The following is a 19,801-nucleotide window of genomic DNA, read 5'->3' on the forward strand; positions in this document are numbered from 1 at the left end:
AATGTGGAAGTGCGGCTGCTTCCCCACGAGTGCAGGAGACGAAGATGAGATACGCCCGCCTGGGAGCGTTGGCTTTGGTGTTGGCCCTGTCCGCTTGCGACAAGGCGTCCAACGAAGGGGGAGACTTCCCCGGGGGCGTAGGCGAAAAGGCGGTGTCGTTGTTCGACCCGCTGGCGGACAGCCCGCAGATTCCATTTCCGGTGGACTTGTTGTTCGCCGGCTTCAGCGATCCGACGCTGAACATTCCCAATGCGTCCACGCCGCCCAACCCCTTCATCGCTGCGGTCAACCAGCTCGACGGCTGGTCGACCACTGCCTCGCTGTTCACCGACGTCGCCGGCTTCGTCGACTTCGACACCGTCCTACCGGCGCTGACCATCATCGACACCTCCACCTCGCCGCCGAGGCCGCTGGTGCCCGGCGTCGATTTCCGCGTGCAGAGTTCCACCGTGATCGATCCGGCCGACGGCCGGCCGATCTCCGACAAGCGCAGCCGCATCCTGATCGAGCCGCTCAAGCCGCTGAAGCCGTCCACCACCTACGTGGTCGGGCTGAGCACCGCGGTGCGCTCCACCGCCGGCGAGCCGATCATCCCCAGCGACTACTTCCGCGTGGTGCGCTCCACCACGCCGGTGTCCGCGCAGACCGAGCCGGTGCTGGCGATCCTCAACGACACCCAGAAGGCCACGCTAGAGGCGATCCGCCAGCAGCTGATCCCCGTGATGCAGGTGCTGGCCGCCTTCGGTAAGCCGGCCGACACCGTCGCCATCGCCTGGCCCTTCACCACGCAGTCCACCACGCGCACGCTGGATCGCATGGCCGCGGCGACGCAGTCCAGCATCCTGCGCCTGCAGCAAGCCCCGGCACCGGCGCCGGCACCGGCCGGCACCCCGCTGACCACCACCATGCTCGGCCTGCCCGGTGCCCCGGCACAGGTCTACGCCGGCCTGCTGCGCCTGCCTTACTACCTTTCCACCACGGCCCCGCTGAGCGCGGCCTGGAAAGCGGACATCACCAAGCCCGATACCGCCGCCAGCTTCCTCGGCCGCGTGCCCTGCGGCGCGTTTGCCATTGGCGCCACGCTACCCGACGGCCAGACCGCCAAGCCGAGCAACAGCACCACTATCTGCTATCCGCTGCCGCTCAAGCAGAGCGACCAGACCGTGCCGGTGCTGGCCACCGTGCCGGCCGGCACCATGCCGACCAATGGCTGGCCGGTCGTCATCTTCCAGCACGGCATCACCGGCAACCGCTCGCAGATGCTGGGCCTGGTGCCGGCGCTGACGCAGGCGGGATTCGCCGTCATCGCCATCGACCTGCCGCTGCACGGCATCCGCGAGGCCGACGGCAGCATCGCCGCCTTCCGCGTCCCGGGGACCACCGAGCGCACGCTCGAACTGGACGTGGTTGACAACGCCACCGGTGCTCCGCGTCCCGCGACCCCGGAGAATCCGTTCGCCCCGGGTGACGGCATCGTCGACAGCTCCGGCACGCACTTCATCAACCTCAGCAGCTTGCTGACCTCCCGTGACAACCTGCGACAGGGCGTCTCCGACCTGCTGGTGCTGGGCAAGTCGCTGACCGCGGTGCCGCTGTCCGAACTGGCCAACCCCGCCGCGCCCGGCACGATCTTCGCCTCCGTGGCGGGTGCGCCCCAGGTGACGGTGAAGTTCGACACCACGCAGGTCCGCTATGTCGGGCACTCGCTCGGCGCCATCGTCGCCAGCACCTTCCTGGGCGTGAACGACGCCACCGGGGCCGGCGTGCTGGCCATGCCGGGCGGCGGTATCGCCAAGCTGCTCGATGCCTCCGCCGCATTCGGCCCGCGCATCTCGGCCGGCCTGTCCGCGGCGTCGGGCGGCCTCGTCGCACAGGGCAACGACTCCTATGAAACCGTGCTGCGCTTTGCGCAGACTGCAGTGGACTCGGGTGACCCACTGAACTTCGCCGCCGCCGCCGCTGCCAAGCATCCGATCCTGATGATCGAGGTCGTCGGTGACGCGGTGGTGCCCAACTGCGCGATCAAGAACGACCCGGCCTGCCCGGCGATCGACGTGCTGCCGATCTCCGGCTACCTCTCCGGCACCACGCCGCTGGCGCGGGTCATGGGCCTCACCTTCAAGCCCAGTGAAACTGGGGCGATCGGCATCCCTGCGACCGAGGAGATCCTGCTCGGTGCCGCGGCACGCAGCAACGTCGTGCGCTTCCCCCAGGGCCAGGCCGACCACAGCACCATCCTGACGCCGGACAACGGCGCGGCCGCGGGCAGCGACACCCAGTTCCTTGCGGCCTTCACCGAGATGCAGAAGCAGGTGGCCAGCTTCCTGGCTTCCAACGGGGCCTGCCTGCCCATCGGCGGCAACTGCCCGGCGCCGGCTCCGGCCGCTGCGGCGGCTGAGTGAGCCAGGAGAACAAGACCATGAAGAACCTCAACAACAAAAACCTGATCTCCTTGGCCGCAGCCGCGCTGTTCATGCCGGCACTGCCGGCCCAGGCCTTCACCGACGACATCCACGGCGTCACGCTGCAGTTGGAGAACAAGCTGGCCGTGGGTGCCGCCATGCGCGTGCAGGGCCGTGACGATGGCCTGGTCGGCATCGCCAACGGTGGCACCGCCTTCTCCACCAACAGCGACGACGGTAACCTGGCCTTCGACCGTGGCGAGGTAGTGGCTGCCACTGCCAAGATGACCTCGGACCTGACCTTCACCCGTGGCAACTGGGGGGCCTTCTTCCGCGGCAGCTACGTCTTCAACCAGAAGGCGCGCAACCACGATTTCTTCGACGCCAGCGACTACGGCGTCGGCAAGGAAGCCCCGCTGTCGGAATACGAGGCCAAGAACGCGCGCCTGCACAACTACCTGGGCAGTGACGCCGACATGCTCGACGCCTACCTGTTCGGCGGCTTCGACATCAACGACCGCTCGCTGGCCTTCAAGATCGGGCGCCAGGTGATCAACTGGGGCGAATCCACTTTCGTGCTGCACGGCATCAACAGCGCGCTGGCCTTCGACCAGTCGGCCCTGCGCGTTCCGGGCTTCGAGCTGGACGAGGTCCTGGTGCCCACCGAGAACCTGTGGCTGTCCTACAACCTGCTGGAGAACCTCTCGATGGAGGCGTTCTACCAGCTGCACTGGCGCCCGACCCAGATCGATCCCTCCGGCTCCTACTGGGGCACCAACGACTACGCCGGCATCGGCGGCACGCGCGCCAATCTGGGCCTCGGCCGTGTCAACGAGAACTCGCTCTTCAATACGCCCTGCCAGACTCCCAACGGGCCGACGTTCTGCGTCGCCGCCGGCAGCACGGTCCCGCGCGGTCCGGATGGCGAGGCCAAGGACTCCGGGCAGTGGGGCGTCAAGCTTGGCACCCTGGTGAAGTGGCTCAACGACATGGACCTGTCGGCCTACGCCATGAACTATCACAGCCGCCTGCCGCTCTACAGCGGCATCTCGCGTGCCAGCAGCACGGCGCCGGCCAGCACGGCCAGCTATTTCGTCGAGTACCCGGAAGACATCCAGCTCTACGGCCTGTCGTTCAATACCACCGTGGGCGACTACTCGATCCAGGGCGAATACAGTTACAAGGTGGACCAGCCCCTGCAGATCGACGACATCGAGTTGCTGCTGACCGGCCTGGGCGCCGCCAGCCAGATCAACCGGAATGCCGGTGCCGCGCTGGGCGGCCAGTACATCCGCGGCTGGCGCCGCTACGACGTCAGCCAGGGCGACCTCGGCTTCACCGCCCTGTTCCCGCCCAACCGCTTCTTCGGCTACGACCAGGTGCTGGTGGTGGGCGAGGCTGGCATGGCCTACGTGCACGGCATGCCGTCGGCGCAGGAACTCGCGTTCGAGGCACCAGGCACCTACACGCCCAATCCGGGCACGGCAGCGCTCAACGGCCCCGGTACTCCGGCCTTTGCCTCCATCAGTGGTGCGCCGACGACGCCTTACGGTCGTTACGCCACGCCCTTCTCCTGGGGCTACAAGCTGATCGCCCGCTTCACCTACAACAACGTGTTCAACATGTTCACGGTGGAGCCGACCATCCGCTTCGACCATGACGTGGACGGCACCACGCCGACGCCGATCACCAACTTCGTGGAAGACCGCAAGTCGGTGCACGTGTCGCTGGGGGTCACCTACCTGCAGGCCTGGCAGGGCGAGATCGGCTACACCACCTACTTCGGCGCCACCAGCTCCGGCGGCCTTGGTGGACGCAACCTGCTGGCCGACCGCGACTACGTGGAGGCGGTGCTGAAGTATTCGTTCTGATATGCGGCCAACGGCTCGCACGGTGACGGCCGCGCGGAGCCCATGATCGTGGGGTGTGTGCCTGGGGCCGGGAAACCGGCCCTTATTTTTTGCCCGATTAGCCGGCCGTGTTCATGTCGCGCAGGCGCGCGATCAGCTTCACCAGCAGGTTGCGGTAGATGGTGGCGGCAGCCTAATCGTCGTTGGCTACCAGCTTCTGGAACAGGCCGCTGGGCAGGAAGTACAGACGGGCAGCAGACAGCGCCCTCAGCGAAGCTGACGTGGGTTTGCCATCGATCAGCGAGTACTCGCCGAAGCAGTCGCCGCGCTATAGCACATTGAGCCGCGTCTCGCCCTGGTGGACCTCGACCTCGCCCTCCACCACCACGTAGAGCCCCGGGCTGCTGCGCTCGCCTTCGAACAGCACGGGCGAGCCGGGTGCCGCTTCCAGCAGCATGGCGGGGCCCACGACACGGTCCATGGCACCCGGCGCCAGGCCGCGGAAGGGGACGGAGTCAGCCAGGATGGCGCGGTAGCGGTGAGGGCCGGCGAGAGTCATGGCGCCGATCATAGCGCCTGCGTTGCAGGATGCCAGGCCCGGTCTTCCTGACTGCCTCACCCCTCGTGGCTGAGGGCAGGGGACGAGGGCATGGACGCCCGAGGTAGGGCAACGCAGGACCAGTTGCCAAGAGCAGGATTTCGAAGTGTTGATCGTGCCGTTTGCCCTGAGCTTGTCGAAGGGTGAGCGTGTTCGGGTAGCCATCCATGGCGCGACTCCAGTTCGTCCATCTACCGGCGGGGCGGCCATCCTTGGCCGCCCGATCAACCGTTCGCGCTGAGCCTGTCGAAGGGCGTACCGCGAACTTAAACCAGCAGCGGCTTCAGGAACCGCCCCGTATGCGAGCGCTTGTTCTTCGCCACTGCCTCCGGCGTGCCGACCGCCACGATCTCACCGCCGCCCGATCCGCCCTCCGGACCCAGGTCGATGATCCAGTCAGCGCGCTTGATCACGTCGAGGTTGTGCTCGATGATCACCACCGTGTTGCCGTGCTCGCGCAGGCGCTCCAGCACCACCAGCAGCTGCGCCACGTCGTGGAAGTGCAGGCCGGTGGTCGGCTCGTCCAGGATGTAGAGCGTCTGGCCGGTGTCGCGGCGCGACAACTCCTTGGCCAGCTTGATGCGCTGGGCTTCGCCGCCGGACAGCGTTGTCGCGTTCTGCCCCAGCGTGATGTACGACAGGCCCACATCCATCAGCGTTTCCAGCTTCTTGCGCAGCGCCGGCACGGCCTTGAAGAAGTCCAGTGCGTCCTCCACCGTCATGTCGAGCACTTCGTTGATCGCGCGGCCCTTGTACTTGATCTCCAGCGTCTCGCGGTTGTAGCGGCGACCCTTGCAGGTGTCGCAGGTCACGTAGACGTCGGGCAGGAAATGCATCTCCACCTTGATGACGCCGTCGCCCTCGCAGGCCTCGCAGCGGCCGCCCTTGACGTTGAAGGAGAAGCGCCCGGCCTCGTAGCCGCGTGCGCGCGACTCGGGTACGCCGGCAAACAGCTCGCGGATCGGCGTGAACAGGCCGGTGTAGGTTGCCGGGTTGCTGCGCGGGGTACGGCCGATGGGGGACTGGTCGATGTCGATGACCTTGTCCAGCAGGTCCAGGCCGTCGATGCCGTCGCAGGGTGCGTGGTGCGCGCTGGCGCCGTTCAATTGGCGCGCGGCATAGGCCCACAGGGTGTCGTTGATCAGCGTGGACTTGCCGGAGCCCGATACGCCGGTCACGCAGGTGATGAGCCCGGTGGGAATCTCCGCGGTGACGTTGCGCAGGTTGTTGCCGCGGGCATTGCGGATCACCAGCTCCTTGCCCGGCTGGCGCGGGTTGCGCAGCTTGGGCACCTCGATCTTGCGACGGCCGGACAGGAATTGCCCGGTCACGGAGCGCGCCGATTTCTCGATGTCCTTGGGTTTGCCCTGGGCCACGACCTCGCCGCCGTGCACGCCGGCCCCGGGGCCGATGTCCACCACGTAGTCGGCCTGGCGCACCGCGTCCTCGTCATGCTCCACCACGATCACGGTGTTGCCCAGGTCGCGCAGGCGGAACAGCGTCTGCAGCAGGCGCTCGTTGTCGCGCTGGTGCAGGCCGATGCTGGGTTCGTCCAGCACGTACATCACGCCCACCAGGCCGGCGCCGATCTGCGAGGCCAGGCGGATGCGCTGGGCCTCACCACCGGACAGGGTCTCCGCGGAGCGGGCCAGCGTCAGGTAGTCCAGGCCCACGTTGTTGAGGAAGGACAGGCGCGAGCTGATCTCCTTGAGGATCTTCTCCGCGATCTCGCCCTTGTGCCCGGGCAGCTTGAGGTCGCCGAACCAGGCGCCGGCATCGCGCACCGACAGCGCGGTCAGCGCCGGCAGGTTCTGCTGCGCCACGCGCACGTGGCGCGCCGCGCGGTTGAGACGCTGGCCGGTGCATTCGGGGCAGGCCTTCTGGCTGAGGTAGCGCGATAGTTCTTCGCGCACCGCGTCGGACTCGGTCTCGCGGTAGCGGCGTTCCAGGTTGGGGATGATGCCTTCGAAACGGTGCAGCGAGCGGCGCTTGCCGCCGTACTCGTCCGGGTACTCGAAGGTGATCTTCTCGTCGCCGCTGCCGTAGAGCAGCAGGTCACGCACCTTGGCCGCCAGCTTTTCGAACGGTTTCTCGGGATCGAACTTGTAGTGCCTGGCCAGCGAGGTGATGAAGTGCCAGTAATAGGGGTTCTTCTTGTCCCAGGAGCGGATGGCGCCCGCCGCCATCGACAGCTCCGGGTGCGCCACCACGCGCTCCTCGTCGAACACCTGCATCGTCCCCAGGCCGTCGCACTTGGGGCAGGCGCCGTGCGGCGCGTTGAACGAAAACAGGCGCGGTTCCAGCTCCTCCAGCGAATAGCCGCAGTGACCGCAGGACATGCGCGCCGAAAACGTCAGCGTCTCGGCCTTGCTCTCGCCGTGCGGGGCCACGTAGGCCAGGCCGTCGGACAGGCGCAGCGCCGTCTCGAAGGACTCGGTGATGCGCTGCTTGATGTCCGCGCGCACCTTGAAGCGATCCACCACGATCTCGATGTCGTGCTTGAGCTTGCGGTTGAGCGTAGGCACCTCGTCCAGCTCGTAGACCTTGCCGTCCACGCGCACGCGCACGAAGCCCTGGGCCTTGGCCTGCTCGAACCACTCCGCATGCTCGCCCTTGCGGCCGCGCACCACCGGCGCCAGCAGCATCCAGGCCGAGTCGGCCGGCAGTGCCATGACCTGGTCCACCATCTGCGCCACCGACTGCGCCTCCAGCGCCACATCGTGGTCCGGGCAATACGCCGTGCCCACGCGTGCGAACAGCAGGCGCAGGTAGTCGTAGATCTCGGTGACCGTGCCCACCGTGGAGCGCGGGTTGTGGCTGGTCGACTTCTGCTCGATGGAGATCGCCGGCGACAGGCCCTCGATGGCGTCCACGTCGGGCTTCTGCATCATCGACAGGAACTGCCGGGCATAGGCCGACAGTGACTCGACATACCGGCGCTGGCCCTCGGCGTAAAGCGTGTCGAAGGCCAGCGACGACTTGCCCGAGCCCGACAGGCCCGTGATGACGATCAGCTTGTCGCGCGGCAGGTCCAGCGAGACATTCTTCAGGTTGTGCGTGCGGGCACCGCGGATGCGGATGGTGTCCATGGGGATTCGGGGGAAGGAGAGAACCAGCTATTGAAGCGGCGATATGCCGTTTCCACAAGTTGCGGGGGCCGGAAGCCGGTTTCAAGGGTGGATTGGAGCGCGATATCGCCGCTTCAATAACAGACCATGCTCTGTGATTTTTGATCCGGCAACTCCGCAGCGTGATCGAGTTGCGGCACTGAGGGATGGCGAGCAGGGGTATCCAGGGAAGGGTTGCCGGATCAATAATATGTGCCCGATCCGCTGCATTTCAAAGGCGAAGCGCGCTTCGGCAAGACAATTGCGAATCACGGCTCAACGTTCCCGCACTTCCGCCCCTAAGCTCATGAATTCCCTTGAATGGCGTGCCGTTATCGGCCTCGGCGCGGTCTACGCGCTGCGGATGATCGGCATGTTCATGGTCATGCCGGTGTTCGCCCTGTACGCCAAGGACCTGCCCGGCAACGTCACCGCCTGGCAGATTGGTCTGGCCATGGGTGCCTATGGCCTGATGCAGGCCTGCCTGCAGGTCCCGGTCGGCATGGCCTCCGACCGCTGGGGTCGCAAGCCGCTGATCGTGCTGGGAATGCTGGTCTTTGCCGCCGGCAGTTTCATCGCCGGCCACAGCCAGGACATCCACTGGATCACCGCCGGCCGCATCATCCAGGGCGCGGGCGCCGTGTCCTCCGCCGTCGCCGCCCTGCTGGCCGACGTCACCCGCGAGCAGGTCCGCACGGTAGCCATGGCCATCGTCGGCGTCGGCATGGGCGTGTCCTTCATCCTGGCCATGGTGCTCGGCCCGGTGGTCTCCGGCTGGATCGGCGTGGACGGCATCTTCACCCTCACCGGCATGCTGGCCCTGCTGTCCGTGCCCCTGGTGCTCTGGTACGTGCCGGCCGAGCCGCCGCGCCACGTGCCGACCATCCTGAGCCTGCGCCCCGTGCTGCTCGACGGCCAGCTGCTGCGCATGGACGGCGGCATCCTGCTGCTGCATGCCTGCATGACCGCCGTCTTCGTCGCCGCCCCCTTCGCGCTGGAGCAGACCCTGGGCCTGCCGGGCGAGCAGCACTGGAAGGTCTACCTGCCGATGCTGCTGCTGTCGATCCTGCCGGTGTTCCCGCTGGTGCGCTGGGCCGAGGCCCGTGGCCAGGCGCGGCCGGTACTGCTGGGCTCCATCGGCCTGCTGTCCGTATCGCTGGCCCTGGCCGGCCTGCTGCACGGCAGCAGCCTGGGCCTGGTCGGCGCGCTGCTGCTTTATTTCATTGCCTTCAACTACCTGGAGGGCTCGCTGCCCTCCATGATCTCGCGCATGGCGCCGCCCGAGCAGAAGGGCGCGGCGCTGGGCGTCTATTCCACCGCCCAGGTGCTGGGCGGCGGCCTCGGCGGGCCGCTGGCCGGCCTCGTCCTGGGCCTTTGGGGCGTCAGCGGCGTGCTTTGCCTTGCCGCGGCCCTGCCTTTACTCTGGCTCACCTTCGCGGTGAAGCTGGCGCCACCCCCGTTGGCGGCATCCCGTTCACTGAATTCAAGCACCTAAGGAGAGCGCGCTCATGGCACGCGGCGTCAACAAAGTCATCCTCATCGGCAACCTGGGCAAGGACCCGGAAACGCGCTACTTCCCCAGTGGCGACGCCATCACCAACGCCACCCTGGCCACCACCGAGAGCTGGAAGGACAAGCAGACCGGCGAGATGAAGGACGCCACCGAGTGGCACAACCTGGTGTTCCCCGGCAAGCTCGCCGAGATCGCCGGCAAGTACCTGAAGAAGGGCTCCAAGGTCTACGTCGAAGGCTCCCTGCGCACGCGCAAGTGGCAGGACAAGGAGGGCAAGGACCGCTACACCACCGAGATCCGCGTGCAGGACATGCAGATGCTCGACGGCAAGCCCGGCGGCGGCACCGGCAACTTCGGTGGCGATGACCAGCGCAGCGGCGGCTACGAGCGTGGCGGCAGTAGTGGCGGCTATGAGCGCTCCTCCGGCGGCGGCCGTTCCGCCCCGGCACCGGCCAGCGCGCCGGCCGACAGCAACTTCGAGGACGACGACATTCCGTTCTGAGAAGTCGTCTGTCCCAGGCGATCGGCAGGGAAAGGGTGGTTCGCTAGGAACCACCCTTTTTGTTTGCCGATTCCCGAAGCCGGATTGATGCGGTGCAGTGCCGATGGAGTGGCAATCAATCAAAAGCTAGCGAACGTTAGCTTGTTTATAAGATGCATTGGTAATAAAATCAGGCACACCCTAACGAGTGTTAGTATGTTCTCCACTCCTGCTTCCCACCGCCGATTGGCTGCGGTCGGCACCGACCTGCCGCCAGGTACCGCTCCGGACGGTTCCCGCGGGCAGATCCTCAGCGAATCGCTGCGGCTGTTTGCGGAGCAGGGCTATGGCGCCGCGTCGATCCGCGACATCGCCAGCCGCGTGGGCATCAAGGGTGCCTCGCTGTATTCGCATTACCCCTCCAAGGCCCATGTCCTGGCGGAGTTGGTGCGCATCGGCCACGAGGAGCATTTCCGCCGCATGCGCGACGCCCTGCTCGCCGCGCAGCCCGACGTGCAGGTGCAGCTCGCAGCGGTCGTGCGGGCGCACGTCTGCGCCCATGCCGAATACCCCATGCTTGCCGTCGTCTCCAACTCGGAGCTGCATGCGCTGCCGGAGGAATTCGCGACGCCGCTGCTGGCCATTCGCCGCCAGTCCGAAACGCTGATGCTCGACGTCATCCAGCGCGGTGTGAACCTCGGTGTGTTCAAGGTCCCCGACATCCAGCTGGCCATGACCGCCATCGGTGCCATGGGTCTTCGCGTGGCCCACTGGTACACGCCGGACAGCGGCAAGACTCCCGAGCAGATCGCCGACACCTACGCGCTGTTCGCCGCCAGGCTGCTCGGCGTCACGGCCTAGCGTCGGCAAGGCTCGGGTGTCCGCCGCCGGGTCCAGCGGCGGGCGCTGCTGGAACCACCACTCTTCCGGAGGGCTTATCACATGAATCCCGTCACCAGGGCCTGGCGTGCCTGGCTCGACAGCAAGATGTCCGCCAAGCTCTGGGAGCAGATGCGCAGCACGCTGGATGCCACCGCCCCGCGCGATTGCGGCGGCGTGCTGTTCCTGGGCGACAGCATTACCATCCTGGGCCGCTGGGAGCTGCTGTTCCCCGGCCTGCGCGTGCTGAACTTCGGCATCCCGGGCGAGCGCTCGGAGCACCTGCTGGCGCGGCTGGAGCCGGTCGTCCGCGTGCGTCCGGACAAGCTGTTCCTGATGATCGGCACCAACGACCTCTCGCGCGGCGTGCCCGTGCCGGACATCGCCAGCAACGTCGAGAAGATCCTCGTCGAACTGCGTCGCGAACTGCCGGAGTGCCGCCTGTTCCTGCAGACCGTGCTGCCCTGCCGGCGCAAGCTCGCGCCGCAGATCCAGGACCTGAATGCGCGCTACGCCGCCATCGCCGCGAGCCAGGGCTTGTCACTGATCGACCTGTATCCGCTGTTCGACGACGGCAGTGGCCAGATCCGGCGGGAGCTCAGCAACGATCAACTCCACCTGCTGGGCCCCGGCTATGCGATCTGGGGCCGGGCCATCGTCCCGGCCGTTCTCGGTTCCTGAGTCGTTCCACCCCGCAGCAGAAGGCCGACGAGGAGGCTCCGGATGCACATGCAGGGAAGCTCGCCGGCACCGCTGCGCGCCGCGCCGGGTGAAGCCTTGACCGACCGGGAAATCGAGATTCTCGAACTCGCCGGCCGGGGCCTGTCGATGAAGGGCATCGCACGCGTGCTGGGTATCGCGGCCGGCACCGTGAGCTGGCACCTGAAGAACGCCTACCAGAAGCTCCACGTCGGCTCGCGCGAAGAGGCCGTGCGGCGGGCCCGGGAACTGCAGCTGATCGAAGGACTGCAGCTGTGCCCCCATTGCGCCTGCCGGCTCGCGCCCAGGCACTAGACGGGCAGGGCAGGGGCCGCCGAAACCCCGTGCTACACTTCAGCTCATCCCGCCTCAGCCAGCGAATGCGCGCCAGGGTTCACCTCTGGCAATGGACGCGCGCATGGCTGAATCCAACTCTCCCTCTCCGGCCTCCCGGTCTGCAGCGGTAACGCTGCGGGAATGCGGCGGGCACTGCGCCGCCGACGCGGCCCTGCTGTGCAAGTGGAAGCGGGCGCGCATGCAGGTGCGCCTCTGCACCGATCCCGACGAGCCGCGCCTGGTCGAGCAGGTCTTCGACGTCGGCCGCGGCGTGCTCGCGCAGGGGCAGATGTCACCCTGGGAAGTGGCCCGGCAGTCGGCGCAGCTGCTGCTCGACACTGCCGCCGATCCCGTGCTGCCCCTGCACTGGCGCTCGCTGTGCCTGGATCATCTTCACATCCCCCTGCAGGAACTGGCGCGTTGCGCCGACGATGCCGCGCGCCTGCAGCAGCTCGCGGAGCTGCGCTGGCGGCTTGCCACCTGCGCCCCCTCGGTCCAGGATTGAACTCCTTGTTCTGAAGTGGCCCGCAGCTCCCGTTATCTCCACTGCCGGACTCGCCGCAGGCGGCAGGGCCGGCTTTCCACCGAAGCAGCCGACATGAGCACCAGAACCGAACGCGACACCTTTGGCCCGATCGAGGTCCCCCGCGACAAGCTGTGGGGCGCGCAGACGCAGCGCTCGCTGCAGAACTTCGACATCTCCGGCGAGCAGCAGCCGCGCGAGATCATCCGCGCGCTGGCCCAGGTCAAGCGCTCTTCGGCCCGCGTCAACCACGCGCTGGGCCTGCAGGACGAGAGGAAGACCAGCGCCATCGTCGCCGCCGCGGACGAGGTCATCGCCGGCCAGCATTCCCAGGAATTCCCGCTGGTGGTCTGGCAGACCGGCTCCGGCACGCAGACCAACATGAACCTCAACGAGGTCATCGCCAATCGCGCCAGCGAGCTGCTGGGCGGCGAGCGTGGCGAGGCCCGCCTGGTCCACCCGAATGACGACGTCAACCGCAGCCAGTCCAGCAACGACGTCTTCCCCACCGCCATGCACGTCGCGGCCGTGGACGCTCTCACCAACAAGCTGCTGCCCGCCATCGCCCGACTCAAGCAGACCCTGGTCGGCAAGGCGCGCGAGTTCGACGACATCGTCAAGATTGGCCGCACGCACCTGCAGGACGCCACGCCCCTGACCCTGGGCCAGGAAATCTCCGGCTGGGTGGCGCAGCTCAGCCACGGCGAACGCCACGTGCGCGACGCCCTGCCGCACCTCTGCGAACTGGCGCTGGGTGGCACCGCCGTCGGCACCGGTCTCAACGCACCCAAGGGCTACGCCGAGCAGGTGGCGGCGGAGCTCGCGCAGCTCACGGGCCTGCCGTTCGTCACTGCGCCCAACAAGTTCGAGGCACTGGCCAGTTGCGACGCGCTGGTGCATGGACACGGCGCGCTGAAGACACTGGCTGCCAGCCTGATGAAGATCGCCAACGACGTGCGCTGGCTGGCCAGCGGCCCGCGCAGCGGCATCGGCGAGATCTCCATTCCCGAGAACGAGCCCGGCTCCTCGATCATGCCAGGCAAGGTCAATCCCACGCAGAGCGAGGCCCTGACCATGCTGTCGGCGCAGGTCATGGGCAATGACGTCGCCATCAACATCGGCGGTGCCTCCGGCAACTTCGAGCTCAACGTGTTCCGTCCCATGGTCGCGCACAACTTCCTGCAGAGCGTACGCCTGCTGGCCGACGGCATGGTCAGCTTCAACGATCACTGCGCCGCCGGCATCGAGCCCAACCGTGCGCGCATCAACGAACTGGTGGAGCGTTCGCTGATGCTGGTGACCGCGCTCAACACGCACATCGGCTACGACAAGGCAGCGCAGATCGCCAAGAAGGCGCACAAGGAGGGCAGCAGCCTGCGAGAAGCCGCCCTGGCGCTGGGCCACGTCACCGCCGAGCAGTTCGACCAGTGGGTGGTGCCGGGCAACATGGTCGGTCGCTGAACTGCGACAGGAAGTCTCGATGGCAGGAGCCCCCGGGCTCCTGCCATTTTCCCTTTTTTCAGGCAGCCCGCAGGCACTGCCGGCTTCATAAAGTGCCGCGGCTGGAACCGCGGGTCACCTGGAGCTGTGGGGCCAGGAGTGGCAGGTCGTCATCGAAGCGGCAGGTCCGCCCGCGATGCAGGGGCGCCGGTACCGGCGTAGCATTCGCGACCTTTGCGGCCAGCAGGGCTCTACAGCATGACGCTCAGAGGCGCGCGACCGGACGAGTACGAGGCCATCACCCAGGTCCGGGAGGCTTCCGTGCGGGCTACGCATGACTTCCTGACGACGGCGGACGTGGCCGCGCTGCGCCCCAGCTTGCTCCATGAATACCTGTCGGCGGTGACGCTACGTGTCCACGTGGATGAACAGGACCGCATCCGCGGCTTCATCGGCGTGGCCGAGCGCAAGATCGAAATGCTCTTCATCGCCCCGGAAGCGCGCGGGCAGGGCATCGGCAAACAACGGCTGGACCATGCCGTGACCCGGCTTTCGGCATGGCTGGCGGACGTGAACGAGCAGGACCCCCAGGCCACCGGCTTCTACCGCGCCATGGGCTTCGAGGTATTCGACCGTTCGCCGCTGGATGGGCAGGGTAAACCCTTCCCGCAGCTGCACATGCGGCGCAAGCACGCCGTGCCGCAGTAGATCAGCAAAGGGGTGCTGCCCTTGGGTGATGCCTTGCCCTCGAGTGACGCTCAGTCTGAGCGCCGAGCCTCCGAATGTCGCAGGCTCCGGATCATCCCCGAGACCGCGGCGATCATCACCGTCTGCACCACCTGGGACGTGGCGCCGTAGCGGCGCCAGCCCTCGGGCTGGGTCCAGGCGCGTGCCATGACGATGCAGCGCTGCACCGTGCCCTGCTCCAGGAAGCGCTCGCCCTGGGCCAGCAACTGGCCGATCGCAGCCACCTCGGCCGCATCCACCTCGCCGCGCCCGGGCTGCCGCCGTACCAGCCGCAGCAGGCTGCCGCAGATCAGCGCCAGCGCAGCCCGGTCATGGTCATCGTCGGACCAGTGAAGGCTGTCCTCGTCCGTCTCCACCGGAGTCAGGGCGTGGACATAGGGCCGGGTGAAGTCACTCAGGTTCTGCTGCTTCATCGTCATCGAATCCTTTCGATCGGGGGCACTCTCAGGCCGCGCGGCGTGCCGGGTGCGCGCCGCGCGACGGCGGCGGCATCAGGTCCGACAGCTCGTCGTCCTCGTCATCGCTCAGGTCCACGATCCGGTCGATGCATTCCACCAGTGGATCGCGCAGCACGTCCGGTTTGTGGCCGTGGGCCTGCCAGCCGCCGGGGCGGGTCCAGTCCACCATCAGCGCCTGCAGTTCGCGCAGCTGGCTCGCCAGCCGTGCATCGCCATCGGCCTCCTGCAGTTCCTCGCAGATGGCGAACACGCGCTCCAGTGCGCCCGCGCCACGGCCGGGCTGACCCATGGCGATCCGATAGAGCTCGATGTGCAGGGTCGTGGTGGCGATCTTTTCCATGATCCGTATCGTCCTTCTGATTGGGGATGAAAGGGGGGTTGTTCAGCCAATGGCCGCTTCGAGCGGCCTGGCCGCCTCGGGTGCCCAGGCGCCGCCCAGGCGGCGATAGAGCTGCAGGTATTGTGTTGCCGAGCGGCGCCAGCCGAAGTCGGCGGCCATGGCATTGCGTTGCAGGGCAAACCAGTCCTCGCGCTGCCGCTCGTAGACCGCCAGCCCGCGGCGCAGGGCATGCTGCAGAGCATCGCCGGAAATGCCGTCGAAGATGAAGCCCGTGCGCCAGGGCGTGGCAATGTCGTCGCAATCGATCACGCTGTCGGCCAGCCCGCCGACGCGCCGCACCAGCGGCAGCGTGCCGTAGCGCATCGCATAGAGCTGGGTCAGGCCGCAGGGCTCGAAGCGAGAGCCGTGCAGCAGCAGGTCGGCGCCCGCGTGCATGCGGTGCGCCAGCGATTCCTCGTAGCCGATCTGCACGGCCACGCGGCCGGGATAGCGCTCTGACATCGCCGTGAAGCCCTGTTCCAGCTGGCGGTCGCCGCGGCCGATCAGCGCCAGTTGCAGCCGCGGATGCTCGGCCATTATGGCGGGGATGCTGGTCAGCAGCACGTCGGCCATCTTCTGCGAGGTCAGCCGGCTGGCGGAGATCGCCAGCGGCGCATCGTTTTCCACCGCGAGGCCGAAGCTGCGCTGCAATTCTCGCTTGCAGGCGGCCTTGCCGCCGCAGTCGGGCCGCGAATAGTGGGCGTTCAGGTGAGGATCGCCCGCCGGGTTCCAGACATCGGCGTCGATACCGTTCATGATGCCCAGGAAGCGGTCCTGGCGCTGCCGCAGCAGGCCTTCCATGCCGTAGCCGAATTCCGGTGTCATGAGCTCTCGGGCGTAGCCGGGGCTTACCGTGCTCACCGCGTCCGCGTAGCGGATGCCGGCCTTCAGGCAGGAGAACTGCCCATAGAACTCCGCGCCCTGCGGCGTGAGGTAGCCGCGGTCGAGTCCCAGCGCTGCTGCCTCGTTCAGCGCGAAGTTGCCCTGGAAGGCGGCGTTGTGGATCGTGAAGAGCGTCGCCGGCCGCGGCCCGGTCTCCGCATGCAGCAGCAGGGGCAGCAGGCCGGTGTGCCAGTCATGCGCATGGACCACGTCCGGCCGCCAGCCTTCGCTGTTGTATCCCAGCGCGAGCATCGCGGCCGCCTGGGCGAAGACGGCGAAGCGGAGGAAATTGTCCGGCCAGTCCTGCCCCGAGGCGTCCTGGTAGGGAGTGCCGGGACGGTCGAACAGCGCCGGACAATCGACCAGCCATACCGGCAGCCCCGAATCCGGCATGCGACCGCGCAGGACCCGCAGCGTCTCGCCACCGATCTCGGCCGCCATGTCCACCTGCAGCTTGCCCGCCGCGTCGAGCGCTTCGGGATAGGCGGGCATGACCATCCGCATGTCTGCGCCGAGCGCGGACAATGCCTTGGGCAGAGCGCCGCAGACGTCGGCCAGGCCACCGGTCTTGGCCAGCGGATAGATTTCCGACGCGGCAACGAGAACCCTGCGGCCGGCGCCATCCTGGCGCGGCGCGAAGGCTTGCGACGAGCAATCCTTGCCCGACTCGTACATGTGAACTCCCTGTCCCGGCCATCCTTGGCCAGCGTGTAAGCTGCATTCCTGATCCGGGCGGCCCGCCACGATCTGCATGCATGGCAATGGCTTCCATGCTCTGCGCGGGGCAACCCTCAGCAGGTGGTTAGCAACGACCGTGCCGCTTATCCGCGCCCGCGTTTCAGCGTGCGGCGGAAGCGCTGCTGCAAGGCCTCCAGTTCTCCCGGCCGGAAGCGGAAGGCCTCGCCTCCGCGCATCGCCCCCAGCACGTAGTCGATGAAGCGGCGCACGCGCAGCGGCTGGCCGGCGCGGGGTGGGTAATAGAGATAGACACCGTGCCGCTCGCTGACGTGTTCGCAGAGCAGCGGCACCAGGCGCTGCTCGCGCAGCAGCGCGGCGGTGTTGATCGAGTCGATCTGGCCGATGCCGATGCCTGCCGTCACCGCCAGCGTCTCCGCCTCGAAGTCATTGGTGTGGAAGGGCGCGCGCACGCTGCGCAGGCGCAGTTCACCGTCCTCCAGGAATTCCCAGGGTTCGATGCGGCCGGAGTTGGGTGCGCGCGAGCCGGTGCAGGCGTGCTGCTCAAGGTCCTCGATGCGCTCCGGAATGCCATGCCGGCGCAGGTAGTCCGGCGCGGCGCAGACGATCAGCTGCAGGCGGAACAGCTCGCGCACTACCAGCTGCCGTTCCGGAGGATGCCCGGCGCGGAAACCCAGGTGGATGCCGGCGGCCACCAGGTCGGTATAGCGGTCCTCCAGCAGCAGCTCGAACTCCACCGCGGGATGCTCGGCGCGGTAGCGCGCGATCAGGTCCACCAGGATTTTCTTGCCCACCAGTGGCGGCGCGGCGATGCGGATCAGGCCGCCCTGCTCGCGGGTGAACTCGTGCGCCTCGCTCCAGGCCTCGTGGATCGACTCCAGCCCCGGCCGCAGGCGCGCGAGAAAGGCCTTGCCCTCGTCGGTCAGCGTGCTGCGCCGCGTCGTGCGGTGGAACAGCCGCAGGCCCAGCTCCTTCTCCAGCTGACGGATCGCCTTGCTCACCGCCTGCGGCGTGATGCCCTGCTGCGTGGCCGCGCGGTTGAAGCTGCCGAGCTCGGCCACGCGCACGAAGGTTTCCATCGCTCCCAGGCGGTCCATATATTATCAACCATTGGTTGTTACTGATGCGCAGGATTTTATCTACTTCGGTTGGCAGGGGTCACCTATCGTTCACTCCAGCAGCGCAGCCCGCGACTGCATCGAATCCGGAGCAGAGCCATGACCCAGCAGACTCAAACCAACCTCTCCAACATCGCCGGCAAGGTGGTCGTCATCACCGGCGCCAGCAGCGGCCTGGGCGAGGCCACCGCCCGCCATCTCGCCGGCCTCGGCGCCAAGGTGGTGCTGGGCGCCCGCCGCGCCGGCCACCTGGAGCGCCTGGTTGCCGAAATCCGCGCGGCCGGCGGCGAGGCCATCGCCACTACCACCGACGTCACCGACCGCGACCAGGTCGAAACCCTGGTGGCGCGCGCCATCGACCAGTACGGCCGCATCGACGTGATGGTGAACAACGCCGGCTACATGGCGTTGGCCCCGATGGCGCGGCTCAAGGTCGAGGAGTGGGACCGCATGATCGACATCAACATCAAGGGCGTGCTCAACGGCGTGGCCGCCGCGTTGCCGCGCATGCAGGCCCAGGGCAGCGGCCACATCATCAACGTCGCCTCCGTCGCCGGCACCAAGGTGTTCAGTCCCATCGGCGCGGTCTACAGTGCCACCAAGTTCGCCGTGCGCGCCATCAGCGAGGGCCTGCGTGCCGAGGTCGGCAGTCGCATCCGCACCACCGTGATCTCGCCCGGTGCCGTGGCCAGCGAGCTTAAGCACGGCAGCAGCGACGCCGAATCGGCCAAGGCCGTCGGCGAGTGGTACAGCGCCAACGAGATCCCGGCCGAGTCCGTGGCCCGCGCCATGGCCTTCGCCATCTCGCAGCCGCCCGAAGTGGACATCAACGAGATCCTGCTGCGGCCCACCGCGCAGGAATTCTGAGGCGCTTGCATCCAGCAGTCCCAGCGGCGCGGCCGCCGGGACTGCTGGTGGTTCTCACGCCTGCCTGGCGGGCATGGGGCCGGGCAGGGGCAGGCGTGCGATGCTTTCCGCCTCCTTCTGTGGGAGGCCCAGGATCGTCATGGCGGTGGTGGTGGCGCGCTCGGCGATGCCCTCCAGGTCCAGGCCCAGCTTCTTCAGTGGCATGGCCTGCGGGCCATGCAGGGAACTGGACTGTTGCTCGACGGCAATCGCGCCGAGCACCGTGCTGCCCACGGCGACGAAGCTCATCAGCAGGTCCGGGGCCTTGAAGCGTCCGGCCGCGACGCCACGCATGATGTCGCGCAGCAGGAACTGCCCCAGGCCGCGACTCAGCACGCGGGCCGAGAAGCCTTCGCGCAACAGGAATTTGCCCCACACCGGCTCGCGCCGCGCCCGCTGCAGAGCATGGCGCACGCTGAAGGCCACGGCCCTGGCCGGATCGTCCACGTCCTTGATCAGTGCGTCCAGCGCGCGGGCGAATTCCTCGAAGACACTGTCCATCAGTGCATCGTAGATCGCTTCCTTGGACTCGAAGTGGTTGTAGAACGAGCCGAAGCCGACATCGGCGGCCTCGGTGATCTCGTTGATCGCCACGCCTTCCATGCCGCGTTCGGCCATCAGGCGGAACGCGGCCTCCAGCAGTTTCCCCCGGGTTTCGCGCTTGCGCCGCGCACCGCGCGGCTCGCGCTCCGCAACCGTTGCCTTGGCAGCGGTCTTTGTCGCGGGCTTGGCGGGGCCGCGCGGGCGCCCGGGGCTTCGGGCGGCGGGGGACTTGGGCATCGGGAAC

18 protein-coding genes and 1 pseudogene are annotated in these 19,801 nt (G+C 67.6%); 11 read left to right on the top strand and 8 right to left on the bottom strand.

Going from position 1 to position 19,801, the window contains the following annotated elements; genetic code table 11:
- Positions 1-44 precede the first annotated feature (44 nt).
- The gene (locus QT386_RS02965; protein WP_289272245.1) at positions 45-2,402 is read left to right on the top strand and encodes a hypothetical protein; all 2,358 of its coding nucleotides are present in this window, start codon (positions 45-47) and stop codon (positions 2,400-2,402) included.
- Positions 2,403-2,419: 17 nt separating this feature from the next.
- Complete coding sequence (locus QT386_RS02970; RefSeq protein ID WP_289272246.1) at positions 2,420-4,273, top strand: DUF1302 domain-containing protein; 1,854 nt, start codon at positions 2,420-2,422, stop codon at positions 4,271-4,273.
- A 172-nt stretch (positions 4,274-4,445) separates the two neighbouring features.
- On the opposite strand, the pseudogene QT386_RS23310 reads toward QT386_RS02970, so the two are convergent.
- The 3 genes and pseudogenes from QT386_RS23310 to uvrA form a co-directional block, all read right to left on the bottom strand.
- Positions 4,446-4,568, bottom strand: a pseudogene (locus tag QT386_RS23310) (hypothetical protein); the annotation flags it as partial.
- A 12-nt stretch (positions 4,569-4,580) separates the two neighbouring features.
- Positions 4,581-4,811, bottom strand: coding sequence for a hypothetical protein (locus tag QT386_RS02975; protein ID WP_289272247.1), 231 nt, complete (start codon positions 4,809-4,811; stop codon positions 4,581-4,583).
- Positions 4,812-5,116: 305 nt separating this feature from the next.
- The gene (gene uvrA, locus QT386_RS02980) at positions 5,117-7,939 is read right to left on the bottom strand and encodes an excinuclease ABC subunit UvrA (protein ID WP_289272248.1); all 2,823 of its coding nucleotides are present in this window, start codon (positions 7,937-7,939) and stop codon (positions 5,117-5,119) included.
- 325 nt (positions 7,940-8,264) lie between these two features.
- Between uvrA and QT386_RS02985 the strand changes: the two genes are divergently transcribed.
- The 8 genes from QT386_RS02985 to QT386_RS03020 all read left to right on the top strand — a co-directional run bounded on the left by QT386_RS02985 (position 8,265) and on the right by QT386_RS03020 (position 14,536).
- Positions 8,265-9,452: an MFS transporter gene (locus QT386_RS02985; protein ID WP_289272249.1), complete on the top strand. Its 1,188-nt coding sequence runs from the start codon at positions 8,265-8,267 to the stop codon at positions 9,450-9,452.
- Between the two features lie 13 nt (positions 9,453-9,465).
- Positions 9,466-9,972 (top strand): single-stranded DNA-binding protein, encoded by a 507-nt coding sequence (ssb, locus tag QT386_RS02990; RefSeq protein ID WP_289272250.1) that lies wholly within the window; start codon positions 9,466-9,468, stop codon positions 9,970-9,972.
- Between the two features lie 195 nt (positions 9,973-10,167).
- Positions 10,168-10,812: a TetR/AcrR family transcriptional regulator gene (locus QT386_RS02995; RefSeq protein ID WP_289272251.1), complete on the top strand. Its 645-nt coding sequence runs from the start codon at positions 10,168-10,170 to the stop codon at positions 10,810-10,812.
- Between the two features lie 81 nt (positions 10,813-10,893).
- Positions 10,894-11,511: a GDSL-type esterase/lipase family protein gene (locus QT386_RS03000; RefSeq protein WP_289272252.1), complete on the top strand. Its 618-nt coding sequence runs from the start codon at positions 10,894-10,896 to the stop codon at positions 11,509-11,511.
- Positions 11,512-11,553: 42 nt separating this feature from the next.
- A complete protein-coding gene (locus QT386_RS03005) occupies positions 11,554-11,844 on the top strand; it encodes a response regulator transcription factor (protein ID WP_289272253.1) in 291 nt (96 codons plus the stop codon).
- Between the two features lie 103 nt (positions 11,845-11,947).
- The gene (locus QT386_RS03010; RefSeq protein ID WP_289272254.1) at positions 11,948-12,370 is read left to right on the top strand and encodes a hypothetical protein; all 423 of its coding nucleotides are present in this window, start codon (positions 11,948-11,950) and stop codon (positions 12,368-12,370) included.
- 93 nt (positions 12,371-12,463) lie between these two features.
- On the top strand, positions 12,464-13,849 hold the full coding sequence (gene fumC / locus QT386_RS03015; RefSeq protein ID WP_289272255.1) for a class II fumarate hydratase: 1,386 nt from the start codon (positions 12,464-12,466) through the stop codon (positions 13,847-13,849).
- Positions 13,850-14,086: 237 nt separating this feature from the next.
- Positions 14,087-14,536, top strand: a complete 450-nt coding sequence (locus tag QT386_RS03020) for a GNAT family N-acetyltransferase (RefSeq protein ID WP_289272256.1) — start codon at positions 14,087-14,089, stop codon at positions 14,534-14,536.
- Between the two features lie 50 nt (positions 14,537-14,586).
- On the opposite strand, the gene QT386_RS03025 is transcribed toward QT386_RS03020, so the two are convergent.
- From QT386_RS03025 to QT386_RS03040, 4 genes are all read right to left on the bottom strand, one after another.
- On the bottom strand, positions 14,587-14,988 hold the full coding sequence (locus QT386_RS03025; RefSeq protein WP_289272257.1) for a hypothetical protein: 402 nt from the start codon (positions 14,986-14,988) through the stop codon (positions 14,587-14,589).
- A gap of 31 nt (positions 14,989-15,019) precedes the next feature.
- A complete protein-coding gene (locus QT386_RS03030) occupies positions 15,020-15,373 on the bottom strand; it encodes a hypothetical protein (RefSeq protein ID WP_289272258.1) in 354 nt (117 codons plus the stop codon).
- A 42-nt stretch (positions 15,374-15,415) separates the two neighbouring features.
- The gene (gene glgA / locus QT386_RS03035; RefSeq protein ID WP_289272259.1) at positions 15,416-16,969 is read right to left on the bottom strand and encodes a glycogen synthase GlgA; all 1,554 of its coding nucleotides are present in this window, start codon (positions 16,967-16,969) and stop codon (positions 15,416-15,418) included.
- 146 nt (positions 16,970-17,115) lie between these two features.
- Positions 17,116-18,087, bottom strand: coding sequence for a LysR family transcriptional regulator (locus QT386_RS03040; RefSeq protein WP_289272260.1), 972 nt, complete (start codon positions 18,085-18,087; stop codon positions 17,116-17,118).
- Positions 18,088-18,207: 120 nt separating this feature from the next.
- Between QT386_RS03040 and QT386_RS03045 the strand changes: the two genes are divergently transcribed.
- Positions 18,208-18,975, top strand: coding sequence for an SDR family oxidoreductase (locus QT386_RS03045; protein ID WP_289272261.1), 768 nt, complete (start codon positions 18,208-18,210; stop codon positions 18,973-18,975).
- Positions 18,976-19,029: 54 nt separating this feature from the next.
- Here the strand turns inward: QT386_RS03045 and QT386_RS03050 are convergent, their stop codons facing one another.
- Positions 19,030-19,794: a TetR/AcrR family transcriptional regulator gene (locus QT386_RS03050; RefSeq protein WP_289272262.1), complete on the bottom strand. Its 765-nt coding sequence runs from the start codon at positions 19,792-19,794 to the stop codon at positions 19,030-19,032.
- Between the last annotated feature and the right edge of the window lie 7 nt (positions 19,795-19,801).

Source organism: Solimonas sp. SE-A11 (assembly GCF_030345715.1).
Lineage (GTDB): Bacteria > Pseudomonadota > Gammaproteobacteria > Nevskiales > Nevskiaceae > Solimonas_A.